The sequence below is a fragment of the Bradyrhizobium sp. IC4060 genome (assembly GCF_020193715.1).
GTDB lineage: Bacteria > Pseudomonadota > Alphaproteobacteria > Rhizobiales > Xanthobacteraceae > Bradyrhizobium > Bradyrhizobium yuanmingense.
Genome location: NZ_JADYVJ010000002.1, coordinates 409,432 through 422,171, shown reverse-complemented (window position 1 = coordinate 422,171; position 12,740 = coordinate 409,432). Strand labels below are relative to the sequence as shown.

Below are 12,740 nucleotides of genomic sequence, written 5' to 3'. Positions count from 1 at the left end.
CCAAAAATCTCTTATGAGCGAACGGTGCGCGACGGCGCGAACGGGAACTTTCGACCTGCACGGGAGACGCATGCGGCTCTTCATCCTCGGCCTCGGCTACAGCGCCCGGCATTTCGTCCGCAAGCACGGCCGCAGCTTCTCGCATGTCGCCGGCACCGTGCGCGATCCCGCGCAGCGGAATGACCTCGCCGGGATCGAGGTGCATCCGTTTTCCGGCAGCCTTCCGTCGCCCGAGACGGTTGAACGGGTTCGCGACGCCGACGTCCTCCTGGTGTCGATTCCGCCCGGCAGCGGCGGCGATCCCGCGCTCGCAGCCTTCGCGGACGTGCTGACAGGGCGGAAACGCAAGGCCATCTATCTCTCCACCATCGGGGTGTACGGCGATCACGCAGGCAGCTGGGTCGACGAGAGCACGCCGCCGCAGGCCATCCTCGACCGCACGCGCATGCGGATCGCCACGGAGCAGGCCTGGACCGATGCGGCGGGCGGCGATGCCGCGATCCTGCGGCTTGCGGGCATCTACGGTCCCGGCCGCAACGCGCTGGCGACACTGCGCGCGGGAACGGCGAGGCGCATCATCAAGCCGGGGCAGGTGTTCAACCGCATCCACGTCGATGACATCGCGAGCGCGATCATGGCCGCTATTCATCACCAGGGCGGCGGCGTTTGGAACGTCTGCGACGACGAGCCGGCGCCGCCGCAGGACGTGATCGGCTATGCCGCGCAGCTGATGGGCGTGGCGCCGCCGCCGGAAGAAGCGTTCGCCACCGCCGAAATGTCGGCGATGGCGCGCAGCTTCTATGCCGGCAGCGCCCGCGTCTCCAACGAGAAACTGAAGCGCGAGCTCGGCGTCACGCTGGCCTGCCCCACCTATCGGCACGGCCTCGACGCTCTCTGGCGCGCAGGCGAAGGACGTTAGGGTTCCTGCGCTCCGATGCGTCCCAGACATGCCGCCCCCACGCTTGACTTCGTCCCTGTGCGGTCATGATCTAGGCATCGAGCGAGCCACCGCACAACGAGTTCGCGTCTTGGGAGAATGCAATGAATAAGACGATCGCCATGATCGCGGCAACGATTGCTGTCGTCACGCTCGGCGCCGCGCGCGCTGCGCCGCTGCCCGAAGCCAATCCCGACGATGTCGGATTTTCGAAGCAAGGCCTTGCACGCCTCGATAATTTCTTCGCGCGCGAGATCGCGGCCAAGCGCGTTCCCGGCGCAGTGATCGCCATCGCGCGCGACGGCAAGCTCGTCCACTACAAGGCCTATGGCCTGCTCGATCCGGCCAAGGGTACGCCGATGCCGCTCGATGCGATCTTCGCGCAGGCCTCGATGACCAAGCCGATGGCAGCGGTCGCCGGCCTGACGCTGATGGAGCAGGGACGGCTGCCGCTCCAGGCCAAGCTGTCCGAATACTACCCGGGCTTCGCCGACATGAAGGTCGGCGTGCCTCAGGCGGATGGATCACTCAAGCTCGAACCGCAGGCCTCGCCGATCTTCATCCACGATCTCTACCGGCATACGTCGGGGCTGATATATGGCGGCCGCCCCGACTCATCGAGCCCGGTGGCGCGGCAATATCCCGATGGCATTGCGCCGGCGATCGAAGGCGACACCCAGGCTTTCATCGATCGCATCACCAAGCTGCCGCTGGCGCAGCAGCCCTCGACCGCGTTCGAATACGGCTTTTCGATCGATGTGCTCGGCGCTGTCGTCGAGAAGGTGAGCGAGCAGAAGCTTGGCGACTATCTCGCTGCCAATGTCTGGCAGCCGCTCGGCATGAAGGATGCGACTTTCCATCCGACCGAGGCGCAGCGCCCGCGCCTCGCCCGCCCCTTCCCGAACGATCCGCTGACGGGCAAGCCGCAGGCCATCAAGCTCCTGGACACTCCAACCAAGTTCGACTGCGGCGGCGCCTGCTCCTTCGCGACGGTCGGCGACTACATCCGCTTCGGACAGATGTTGCTCAACGGCGGCGAGCTCGACGGGCAGCGCATTCTCGGTCCGAAGACCGTCCGTCACATGACGGCGAACCATCTCGGCCCCGAGATCAAGAACAACGTCGCCAATGTCGAGCCGCATCGCGGCGGCTTCGGCTTCGGCCTTTCGGTGGCGGTCCGGACCAGCGAAGGATTGTCGTCGGTCCCCGGCAATCCGGGCGAGTTCACCTGGAACGGAGCCTACGGGACGCAGTTCTTCTGCGATCCCAAGGAGCGTCTCGTCGTCGTGGTGGGAACGGCGGCACCGGGTGAGCTCAGGAAGTATTATCGCGAGCAGGTCCAGGACATCGTCTACGGCGCGATGACGAGGTGAGACCGTCACATGAAAGAGAAAGGGCGGCCACTTGGGCCGCCCTCTTGATTGACCGTCAGCTCAACACGCCGTGTTTCTTGAACCAGGCCTCTGCCTGCTTCCAGGCATCTTCCGCGGCGTCCTTGCGGTAGCTGCCGCGATAGTCGGCATGGAAGCCGTGCGGCGCTTCGGGATAGATCTTGAAGTCGGCCGTCTTCTTGCTCTGCTCGAGCGCGGCCTTCATCTGCTCGACCTGCGCGACGGGAATGCCGGTATCGGCGCCACCATAGAGGCCGAGCACCGGCGCCTTCATCTCGGGCGCGAGCTGCAGCGGGCTCTTCGGCCACAACGGGTTGGCTGGATCGACCAAGGTCCCGTAGAAGGCAACGCCCGCCTTGAGCGCACCGCTGTGGGCGGCATATTCCCAGACCGTGCGGCCACCGCGGCAGAAGCCGATGATGCCGAGCTTCGTCGTGTCGCCGCCTTGCGATCCCGCCCAGGCGACCGTCGCGTCCAGATCCGACAACAGCTCCGCGTCCGGCTTCGCATTCACCACCGGCAGCAGCTCCTTGATATCCGTGACCTTGGTCAGGTCGATGCCCTTGCGGAAATAATAGTCGGGCGCCACCGCGAACGCGCCGAGCTTGGCGAGGCGGCGCGTCACGTCCCGGATGTATTCGTGCAGCCCAAAGATTTCCATCGCCACGATGACCACCGGCGCCTTGGCGTTGCCGGCCGGGCGGGCGAAATAGGCGGGCATTTCCTCAGAGCCGACCTTGATCTTGGCATCGCCGGCCTGGAGGCCGCTGGTATCCGTCGTGATGATGTCGGCCCGGACCGGACCGGCCGCGAGCGTGTAGCCAGCGGCGACGGCCGCGGTGGCGCTCATGAATCCGCGGCGCGAGAGCGGGGCGACTTTCGTCAGTCCAACGACGTCGGATGTCATGGTGGTTTCAAAGCTCATCGATCTTCCCATTCCTGATTCCCATGCTGATGCCCCTCGGGCGCCGCATTCGCCAGTAATTGCCAGATAAACGCAAGTCACCAGCCTGCGAGCACGCGGCTCACCACTTCATCCCTTCGTTAGCGAGCGCCGGTGTCCGCCGCCCGCCGAAGAGTGGGCCGTGTGCCGGACTTAACCGTCTGGCTGCACTGCACCGCAACATCCATTAACCGAAAAGAATGGTTCTTTGCCTGCCGGCCAGGCCGCTTGGCGCTGCGCAGAATGCGCCTGAGCGCAGACCCGACAGGCTCTGCCGCAACAAATAGCAATCGCAGCGACGATGGTGACACATCATGTTGCTTACGCATCGCTCATCATCACCAAATCACGTGCGAACCGCCGTCATTTGATTGAAATTTTCGGAGGATCTTGGCCGCGCGATTTACCCGGTCTTTCTTTGTGACACCCTAGTTCCACGGCCGGAAGTTCCATCTTCGGAAACGCAGAGGCTTCTTCCCGCGACGCGCGATGCTCGCCCGCAACGGACGGCGGAGCGCGAGCGGGTCTCATTCTCGTCCGCCCCGATTGCGCTACCCGAGGCCCAATTGAATAAACGTTTATGCGACCTGGAACTGAAATGAATTTGGCTCGTGAATCGATTGAACTGTTGGAGCAGGCCGCACGCATCCTGTGGTTCGAAGGCACCAAGCACGGTTTGCGCGACCGCGAATGGATGGCGCTGCGCTTCCTCTCCCGCGCCAACCGATTTTCCCGAACCCCCTCGGCGCTGGCGAGCTACGTCGGCACCACGCGCGGCACCGCCTCGTTCATCATCGGCGAGCTCGAGCGGCACGGCTATCTCGAGCGGAAGCGCTCGGCCACGGACAAGCGTTCGGTGACGTTGAGCGTGACCCAGCAGGGCAAGAAGTTCCTGGTGCGCGATCCCGTCAACGTCCTCATCGAAGCGATTGGCGTTCTGGACGACGAGGTCAAGATCCGCTTCCGCGACACGTTCCGGCACGTGCTGGACCACTCCGATGCCGCCGAGCAGCGGCACCACACCGACGTCTGCAAGCGGTGCATCTTCCTGCGGGAGGATCGCGCCAATACCGACAGCAAGACGACGGCCGAGTTCAGCTGCCGCCTGTTTCGCGCACCGATCGCCGAAGCGGAGGTCGATCTGCTGTGCACCAGCTTCGAGCATCACCGCCAATAAAAGGCGGCTCGTTCAGGGCGTTGCCTTGCGCGACGAATAGATGACGCCGCCGCTTGATTCCACCACCAGGCGCCCGTTCTCGTTCCTGATCTCTTCGATGCGGCCAAGACCGGGCACCTGTTGTCCCAGCACGGCTTCGATGACACCGTTCGGGCCCTGCAGGATCGCAATTCCCTCATAGGCCTGGCGGACCGACCAGCCCTTGATCGCCTTGCGCGGCGCCAATGCACGCTCGGGTGCAGGCACCGATCCCGTGAATTCGGGCGCGGCGACCGCGGCCATCATCGGCCCTTGCGCTGACACCGGCTGCGTCTGCACCGTCGCCGGCGCGGGAGCTTGGGCTTGCACCTGAGCGAGCTTGTCGAGCTTCACCGTAGAGGACGAGCTCACCCGCTCGATCCGGTCGAGATTCTCGGCAAACCGGCCGAAGCGATCGTTCGTGACCTTGCTGGATTGATCGACCGCGGTCCGCAAGCCATCGAGGTTTTCAGACACGCCCGACACTTGCTTGCGCAGTTGCGCGACGGTCTCGCGCAGAATCCTGATCTCCGCATTGGCCGCAACGTTGTTTGGCGCGGGCTGGGTGGTGAGATAGGCGATCACGCCGGTGCAGGCGCAGACCACCAGCATGGCAGCGACCGCCAGAGTTGCGAGCGGCGCGACCCAGGTCGGACGGGGTGGCGGCGGCTTCGCCACGATCACGGCCGGCTTGATCACGACCGGCGCCGGCTTCGGGATCGCCATCTTGTCGAGGCGGGCCTTGGCACGAATCCGCTTCAAGCCGTCGAGTGCCTCCTTTGCGAGAGCCTCGTCGCTCGCCGTCGCCGATACGCGCTTTGCACTCGCGGCAGGCTTGGTCGTCCGCGCCGCGTTGTCCATTGAATCGCTCGCCTCCGGCTCTGGCTTCGCCGCCGCGGAAGCGTCCGCGGTCGCGTTGGGACGAGCTTGTCCATCGGACAACATATGAAAATGCTCCGTTCGGTTCGGTCTGTCGAGCGACGACGTTATCTGTCGAAGCTTGCCTGAAACGTGCGGGTCGAAAGCCGTTCATCGCGCGTGATGCGACGTCGCATGAGTCGATTGCGCCATACACGTGGCGATAGTGCGACTCGAAAGACACACACTCGCCAAGATTTCATCAAGCTGGAGGCGCGGCGCAGACGTGAGTCGAACTTCCGCATGCGGAAAAGCGAGTTCCAGAGTCAATCCGGGGTTGAAAACCCATCAATGTGCGTGCCTCGGAGCACCACCCGAAATAGCTGTAATTGTACGGGGATGCGGAACTATACAACCATCACAATGCAAAACTAGTTCAGTATCAAAATCAACTGATACGTTTGGATGCATCAAGAAACAACCAGAAACAAATCAACAGCATCAAGTGCGTGTAGCAATCGCTTTCTTTCGCACGCTTGATCGGGAATCGGCAATCGCTACGGTTCTACTCAAGTGATTCTCGCCAGTTGGCGAGGAGATCGACATGGTTCAGCAGTGTTCGGACGCGATGAGCAACTTGGCGCAACTGTTCTAGGTCGTTTCTCAATCTGCTCCGCGAGGTGATCAGTAAGACACCCGCCGAGCCTCACGCAGTAAGCGTTTCAGTATCGAGTTGAAGTAACAGGCCTGCGAGACGCAGGCACTGAACGCGTAGGGCTGCCCGCGAATATCGAAACCACAACAACGGTTCGCGGGATGGAATGTCGTCAAACAGCATCGTTGCCGAGGCGGCGCATCACAACAACCAGCCGGCCGCAACAAGTGCGAAACAGGGGCGAAAGACTGATGTATATTATCGTTGATGATCGTGAGAGCGTCGCGAACAGCTATGTCGGAGGGCTCGTTCGCGAAGGCGTATCGTCGATCGGGTTCTCCTCCGGAGAATTCTGGGACTGGCTGCAATCTGCGAGCGAATCCGATCTGGCGGCGGTGGACGCCTTTCTCCTCGGGGATTGCGATGCCCGCGGAAGCCTGCCGCGTGCGATGCGCAAGCGCTCCTCGGCTCCCATCATCGCCATGAGCGGCCAGAAGATGCTCAAGAACACGCTGGAGCTGTTCGAATCGGGCGTGGACGACGTCGTACACGTGCCGATCCACCTGCGCGAGATCCTGGCACGAACGGCCGCGATCGCGCGCCGCCGGGTGGGCGAGCTGCCGAGGCCCTGCGAGAGTAGGATCCAGGTCTTCTTCAACGGCCGTGATCCCGAAATCGCGGGCCACGCCCTCACCCTGCCCCGCCGCGAACTGCGCATTCTCGAATATATGGTGGCCAATCACGGCAAGTGGATCACCAAGACGCAGATCTTCAATGCGGTCTACGGCATCTTCGAGTCCACCTTCGACGAGAGCGTGATCGAGAGCCACGTCAGCAAGCTGCGCAAGAAGCTCCGCGACCGCCTCGGCTTCGACGCGATCGTGGCAAGGCGTTACGTCGGCTACCGCCTCAACATCCCGGCGGGCGAAACTCTCGACGAGCCGGTGCAGGAGCTCGAGGACGTCGGCATCCTCTTGAACCGGGCGCAGGCCGCCCCCGCGGCATACCCGGCCGGAAACTGACACGGCAGGACAGCGCCACGAACCGGCAACGGCCTCTGCGAAGCAGCTTCGCGGAGGCCGTTACACTTTTGGCGGCGAGCTGAGCGCACGCCTCGTCCTTCGAGACGGCGCTGACGCGCCTCCTCAGGATGAGGCTAATCGGCCGCGGTGCGCGCTGAGACTGGCGCCGCGCATTCCGTCCTCATCCTGAGGAGCCGCGTAGCGGCCTCTCGAAGGATGGCCGCAGAAAAGAGCTACGGCTTCTGCTGAAATTCTTCCTTGGAGACGTAGTTGAAGTCCTCGACCAGGACGTCCTGGACAATGTCACCCTGCATCCGTTCGTTGACGCGCTGCTTGATGGCCGTCGTCAGGATGGCGAGGTCGTAACGGGCGAGCTTCCTGAAGTCGAGACGATCGTCGGCATAGATCCTGCGGAAGGCCTCGTCGACGACGAACGGCTCCGGCGGGACGTTCAGCTGGTGCATGGTCCGCGCCTCCATGGTGTAGACGAAGCGCGCGACGATGTAGCCCTGGACATTGCCGTTCTCGACCATCGGCACGCTCAGCGCCCGCGTCTTGTGATATTGCAGCCCTTCGAGATATTCGTCCTTCGCCGGCAGCAGGCTGCCCTTCTCCTTCCAATAGGCAACGGCATAGCTCGTGCCTGCCGTGAGGATGCATACCCAAAGCCCGGCCAGCACCAGCCTGATCATTTTCCGTCCTGCGCCGTGCGACCGGTATAGGTGCCGTCGGACTCGGCGTCCTTGACCGCCTTGACGATGATGCCCGCGACTTCGCGGACCGCGTCGTAGTGCATCTCCAGAATGGACCGATTCCGCTCGAGCTTCTCGCGCAGCCGCTGAATCTCCTCGGTGATCTCGACCTCGCCGCCGAGGTGCATCCGCGCCCGCATCAGGCGGACGAACTCGAGCATGCTCCGGCTCTTCCGCGCGCTGAAATCGTCGAAATCGATCTTTTGGCCGGTCGCGAGCGCTGTCGTCTCCTCCTCGACGATACCTGCGAGCCGGCGGATTGCGGCCAGCAGGCCACGCATCTCGTCCGATCTCACCCTGTCCGCGGCGTCGACCCTTGCCTCGTCACCCCCGATCGGCAGCAGCACGGGCAGCAGCGCATCGCTCGCTGCGGCTTCCGTCGTCACCATCTCGGTGTCCGCGACCGCCTGGTCCATCGCCACGGCCACCGCGCCTTCTTGTGCCTGCATTGGAAATTCACCTCTCAACTTCTGTCACCCGTTCGCGGATCATGATTTGGCCTTCGCAGCGTCCGGTCCAGCCGGATGCGCGGCGGCGAGCTGCCGGGCGATGCCGACACCGTTGCCCTTTGCCAGCTGACTGCCGAGCTGCTCTGCAAGCATCGACTTCCAGACGCCGCCAGCCGTGCCCTTGCCAAAGACCTCCTCCGACTCCTTCGGCAACATCGTCTCGACGAAGGTCTGGAGGATGAAGGCCTCGAACTTCCGGTAAATCTCGCCGGATGCCGGCGCCTTGATCACCTGCACCGGCGCGCCATTCACGGCACCCGACTGCGCTTCCGCGTCTTTCGCCGCGGCTTGATCGGCGGTCGCCGCTTTGGCCTTGCCGACTTCCGCCTCCATCGTGGCGGCGAAATCGGCGTCCGACGATTTCAGCGCGTCGAGCTTCGCGGTCGCGGCGCGCTGCGTCGCGGGGTCCGCGGCTTCGAGGACGTCGAGGACGAGGTCGGGCGTCGCTGTCACGATCATGTCTTGTTCCGGTTGGCTGGCTGTGGCGTCCAGGCGTGCACGGTAAGGCTCGTTCCCGTCATGTCCTCGAGCGAGCGCTTCTCGGCATCGCGGAGCTTGTCTGCGAGTGCGGCCTTGGCGACCTCCTCCAGCTGTTTCACGCGGCGGGTCTCCCGGCGAACCTGGTCGAGCTGCTGCGCGGCCTGCGCCTGCACCGCACGGGCGCCGACGCTCGCCCTGTTGAGACGCCGCGCGATCGATTCGTTCGACGATCCCGCCGGCGGCTTTCCATCGTTCAAGGCTCCGACCAGCCATTCCTGCTCGTCCTGCAGGCTGCGCTCCTGCTGCCGCAATTGCGCGAGCTGCCACTCGGAGAGCCGGAGCTGCAGCTTCACCAGCGAGACCATCCGGCCGAGCTTGTCCGCGCGCGATGTCATGACCCGGTCACTCCGCCAGCCACGACGACACGCCCAGCATGAACTGCGTCAGCAGCTCGTCGCTGGTGAGGTAGAGCAGCAGGAAGCCGCCGAACAGCACGAAGGGCACCGAGATGAAATAGACCGGAATGGCCGGCGTCAGCTTGTTGATCAGGCCGACCGCCAGGTTGACGATGACCGAATAGACGATGAAAGGGCTCGAGATCCGCAGCGTCAGCACGAACGCTTCCGAAAGGCGGCCGACGAGCAGCTCGAGCGCGACGCTGCCGCCCAGCCTGCTGCCGGGCTTCCAGACGTCGTAGGAGTTCATCAGCCCCCGCAGCACCTGCCAGTGCTGGTCGGTCATGAAGAACAGCGTGGTGACGGCCGCCATGATCAGCGGCACCAGGGCGGGCGCCGGATCGGTGTCGGCGATCGGTGTGCCCGGGATGTTGCTCAGCCCGATCGCGCTCGCCATCATGGTCGCCATGGTCTGGAGGGCGAGGAAGAACACGCGCCCGCCGAGCCCGATGACGCTGCCGACCACGAGCTCGGAGCAGATCAGGAGCGCGAGCGTCAGGGGAGCCGCGTTGTCCGTGAGCGGCTTCAGGACGGCAATCAGGATCGGCGTCAACGCAAACGTCGTGACCAGCGCGACGAACAGGCGCACCTGAGGCGGCACGTTGACGCTGGAATAGCCGGGCACCAGCATCAGGCAGGCGCCGATGCGGCAAAACACGATGAACGTCACCAGCACGCTGTCGGCGAGCCCTGAGATCACGATATGGCTCCCAGCGCCCTGATCTCGGCGCTACGCGCGACCTCGACATGCGACAGGATCGGCAATGTCGGAAACACCCGCTCCAGGATCATCCGGACATAGGGGCGCGCTTCCGGCGTCACCGCCAGCACCACGCTGGTGCCGCTCTCGGTGAATTTCCGGATCGCGGCGCTGGCTCCGGTCGCGAACTGCTCGATCAGGCGCGGGTCTGCGTCGAACTCGACGACGTCACCCTTGGCATCGCGCTTCAGGCTCTGGTGGAAAGCGAGGTCCCAGCGGTTGCCGAGACGGACCACGTTGAGCACGCCATTGTCGGAGAGATCGCCGCAGATCTGCTGGGCGAGCCTCGTCCGCACGTGCTCCGCCACCTGCTCGGAGCGCCGCACATGCGGCGCGATCTCGGCGATCGCCTCGAGGATCAGGTGAAGATTGCGAATGGAGACTCGCTCGGCCAGCAGGATCTTCAGGATCGCCAGCAGGCCCGAATAGGAGATCTGCGACGGGCAGAGATCCTCGACTAGGCGCTTGTATTCGGGATCGAGCCGGTCGAGCAGGGCGCGCATGTCCTTGTAGGACAGCAGTTGGGCAAGGTTCGCCCTGATCACTTCGCTCAAATGCGTGAGCAGCACCGACAGATTGTCGACCGGCTTGCAGCCCTGCCGCTTGACTTCGTCGGTGAAGGCTTCCGTCACCCACAGCGCCTTCATGCCGAACGCAGGCTCGATCACCTCGTCGCCCGGCACGTCGGGCTTGCCGTCCTTGTCGACCAGCACCAGCACCTCGCCGAGCCTGAGCTCGCCATGGGCAACGCGCGTGTCGTGAATCCTTATCTGGTAGCTCTTAGGATCGATCGACAGATTGTCCGTGAGCTTGATCTCGGGAATGACGAAGCCGTACTGTTTGGCGAATTTCTTGCGGATCTTGGCCACGCGGTGGGCAAGCTCGGTGCGCGAGCCCAACAGATGGATTGAAAGGTGGCCGCCGAGCGCCAGCTCGATCTCGGCGGTCTTGAGCTGCTCCTTGACGGACTCCTTGGCCTCAGCCTGCGCGCGCTCGTCGGCCTTGCGGGCCTCCTCCTTCTGCTTCAGCGCAGCCTGCCGCTTCGGCAACGAATAGCCGACGAAGGCCATGACACCCCCAAGCAGCACAAACGGCGCCATCGGCAGTCCCGGCATCAAAGCGAGCACGAACATCATCAGCGCGGCGGCCGACACCGCGCGCGGATAGCCGCCGAGCTGCCGCAGCACCGCCTGCTCTGCCGAGCCCGTGGTGCCGCCCTTGGAGACCAGGAGGCCCGCCGACAGCGACACGATCAGCGCCGGCATCTGCGACACCAGACCATCGCCGACGGAAAGCTTGGTGTAGACGTCGGCCGCGCGGGACAGAGTCAATCCGTGATGGGTGACGCCGATGACGATGCCGCCGAAGATGTTGATCGCGGTGATGATGAGACCGGCAATGGCGTCGCCACGGACGAATTTCGAGGCGCCGTCCATGGCGCCGAAGAACGCGCTCTCCTCTTCGAGCTCGCGGCGCCGTCGCTGCGCTTCCTTGTCGTCGATCAAGCCGGCGGACAGGTCCGCATCGATCGCCATCTGCTTGCCCGGGATGGCGTCCAGGGTGAAACGGGCGCCGACTTCGGCGATACGCGTCGCGCCCTTGGTGATCACGACGAAATTCACCGTCACCAGGATCGCGAAGATGATGAGACCGATCACGAAGTCGCCGCCCATGACGAACTTCGAGAAGCCTGCAACGACATGGCCCGCCGCATGTTCGCCCTCCCCGCCCCGTGACAGGATCAGGCGCGTCGTCGCGATGTTCAGCGCCAGGCGCAGGATCGTCGCGATCAGCAGAACGGTCGGGAAAGCAGAGAAGTCGAGCGGGCGCTGAATCCACAGCGCCACCATCAGGATCAGGGCCGAAAGCGCGATCGAGAACGCGAGGCCGAGGTCGATCAGGATCGGAGGAATCGGCAGGAACAGGATCGTGAGCATGGTCACGATGCCGGCGGCAAAGAAGGCATCCGTTCCGAGGCGACGCGGATTGGGCGGGCTAGCAGCTAACGTATCGGCCATGGGTCACCGGCAGAGGGGTCCGGTCGCAATCTGCCGCGCAAAGCTTACGCGGGGATGGTGCCGGGGCCGTCCGGATCAGAAGCCGCGCTCGATCCTGGAATAGACCATCTCAGTGAAGGTCGACAGATGCGCGCCGATGAAGGAGCCGGAGACGGCAACGACCAGGAGAATGACGATGATCTTCGGAACAAAGGTCAGCGTCACCTCCTGGATCTGGGTCAGCGCCTGGATCAGCGCGATGACGGTGCCGACCAGCATGGCTGCGCCGACCGCAGGCCCGGAGGCGACGATGATGGTCCAGATCGCCGCCTGGACGATATCGAGGGCGTCCCGCTCGTTCATGACTGGCTGATCGTGAGGCCCGGTCCGACCGCGACCTTGGTGCCGTCCTGAAGCGTCGCGATGGAGCCGTCGCTGTTGATGGAGACCGAGACGACCTTGCCGCTGAAGGTCGCGCCGGTCGAGTCGGTGAAGCTGACCGTCTTCCCGATCAGCCCGTTGGCCTGCGACAAAGACTGCGAGGACAGCAGCGCGTCCAGCTTCGCATTCGTCTGCATCGCCTGCTCGACCGTCGAGAGCTGGGCGAACTGGCTCATATACTGCGCGGTGTCCATGGGATTGGTCGGATCCTGGTTCTTCATCTGGGCGATGAGGAGCTGGAGAAACGTGTTGTAGTCCACGCTGTTGCTCGACGTCGTCGAGTTGGTGTCGGTCGAACTGGATCTGCTGGTGCTGTCGGTCGCGCTGTTGACGTTCATCTTGTCT

14 protein-coding genes are annotated in these 12,740 nt (G+C 64.0%); 4 read left to right on the top strand and 10 right to left on the bottom strand.

The features are described 5' to 3' along the window. The first annotated feature begins 70 nt into the window (after nucleotides 1-70). Nucleotides 71-919 carry an SDR family oxidoreductase gene (locus tag I6F16_RS08845; RefSeq protein ID WP_225173606.1) on the top strand — a complete coding sequence of 283 codons (849 nt, stop codon included), beginning with the start codon at nucleotides 71-73 and terminating at the stop codon, nucleotides 917-919. A 122-nt stretch (nucleotides 920-1,041) separates the two neighbouring features. Beyond that, nucleotides 1,042-2,310, top strand: coding sequence for a serine hydrolase domain-containing protein (locus I6F16_RS08840; RefSeq protein WP_225173605.1), 1,269 nt, complete (start codon nucleotides 1,042-1,044; stop codon nucleotides 2,308-2,310). 55 nt (nucleotides 2,311-2,365) lie between these two features. On the opposite strand, the gene I6F16_RS08835 is transcribed toward I6F16_RS08840, so the two are convergent. Then, nucleotides 2,366-3,253, bottom strand: coding sequence for a dienelactone hydrolase family protein (locus I6F16_RS08835; RefSeq protein WP_225173604.1), 888 nt, complete (start codon nucleotides 3,251-3,253; stop codon nucleotides 2,366-2,368). 616 nt (nucleotides 3,254-3,869) lie between these two features. Between I6F16_RS08835 and I6F16_RS08830 the strand changes: the two genes are divergently transcribed. Next, nucleotides 3,870-4,448, top strand: a complete 579-nt coding sequence (locus I6F16_RS08830; RefSeq protein WP_225134454.1) for a MarR family transcriptional regulator — start codon at nucleotides 3,870-3,872, stop codon at nucleotides 4,446-4,448. A gap of 12 nt (nucleotides 4,449-4,460) precedes the next feature. Here the strand turns inward: I6F16_RS08830 and I6F16_RS08825 are convergent, their stop codons facing one another. Continuing rightward, nucleotides 4,461-5,411, bottom strand: coding sequence for a hypothetical protein (locus tag I6F16_RS08825; protein ID WP_225173603.1), 951 nt, complete (start codon nucleotides 5,409-5,411; stop codon nucleotides 4,461-4,463). Between the two features lie 819 nt (nucleotides 5,412-6,230). Between I6F16_RS08825 and I6F16_RS08820 the strand changes: the two genes are divergently transcribed. Further along, nucleotides 6,231-7,001, top strand: coding sequence for a response regulator transcription factor (locus I6F16_RS08820; RefSeq protein ID WP_192893304.1), 771 nt, complete (start codon nucleotides 6,231-6,233; stop codon nucleotides 6,999-7,001). Between the two features lie 233 nt (nucleotides 7,002-7,234). Here I6F16_RS08820 and I6F16_RS08815 read toward each other — a convergent pair whose 3' ends face one another. The 8 genes from I6F16_RS08815 to flgD all read right to left on the bottom strand — a co-directional run bounded on the left by I6F16_RS08815 (nucleotide 7,235) and on the right by flgD (nucleotide 12,733). Continuing rightward, entirely contained in the window at nucleotides 7,235-7,693 is a 459-nt protein-coding gene (locus I6F16_RS08815) for a hypothetical protein (RefSeq protein ID WP_036007081.1), read from the bottom strand. Continuing rightward, complete coding sequence (locus I6F16_RS08810; RefSeq protein ID WP_225173602.1) at nucleotides 7,690-8,202, bottom strand: flagellar biosynthesis protein FlgN; 513 nt, start codon at nucleotides 8,200-8,202, stop codon at nucleotides 7,690-7,692. The genes I6F16_RS08815 and I6F16_RS08810 overlap by 4 nt, the downstream gene beginning before the upstream one ends. Nucleotides 8,203-8,241: 39 nt before the next feature. Continuing rightward, nucleotides 8,242-8,721, bottom strand: coding sequence for a rod-binding protein (locus tag I6F16_RS08805; protein WP_036027409.1), 480 nt, complete (start codon nucleotides 8,719-8,721; stop codon nucleotides 8,242-8,244). Beyond that, the gene (locus I6F16_RS08800) at nucleotides 8,718-9,137 is read right to left on the bottom strand and encodes a hypothetical protein (protein WP_036007058.1); all 420 of its coding nucleotides are present in this window, start codon (nucleotides 9,135-9,137) and stop codon (nucleotides 8,718-8,720) included. Before I6F16_RS08800 ends, I6F16_RS08805 begins: the two co-directional genes overlap by 4 nt. A 7-nt stretch (nucleotides 9,138-9,144) precedes the next feature. Continuing rightward, a complete protein-coding gene (fliR, locus tag I6F16_RS08795) occupies nucleotides 9,145-9,897 on the bottom strand; it encodes a flagellar biosynthesis protein FliR (RefSeq protein WP_036007054.1) in 753 nt (250 codons plus the stop codon). Beyond that, the gene (gene flhA / locus I6F16_RS08790; RefSeq protein WP_225173601.1) at nucleotides 9,894-11,975 is read right to left on the bottom strand and encodes a flagellar biosynthesis protein FlhA; all 2,082 of its coding nucleotides are present in this window, start codon (nucleotides 11,973-11,975) and stop codon (nucleotides 9,894-9,896) included. Before flhA ends, fliR begins: the two co-directional genes overlap by 4 nt. A 75-nt stretch (nucleotides 11,976-12,050) precedes the next feature. Then, nucleotides 12,051-12,317, bottom strand: a complete 267-nt coding sequence (gene fliQ, locus I6F16_RS08785) for a flagellar biosynthesis protein FliQ (RefSeq protein WP_025034323.1) — start codon at nucleotides 12,315-12,317, stop codon at nucleotides 12,051-12,053. Further along, a complete protein-coding gene (gene flgD / locus I6F16_RS08780; protein WP_157281883.1) occupies nucleotides 12,314-12,733 on the bottom strand; it encodes a flagellar hook assembly protein FlgD in 420 nt (139 codons plus the stop codon). Before flgD ends, fliQ begins: the two co-directional genes overlap by 4 nt. Between the last annotated feature and the right edge of the window lie 7 nt (nucleotides 12,734-12,740).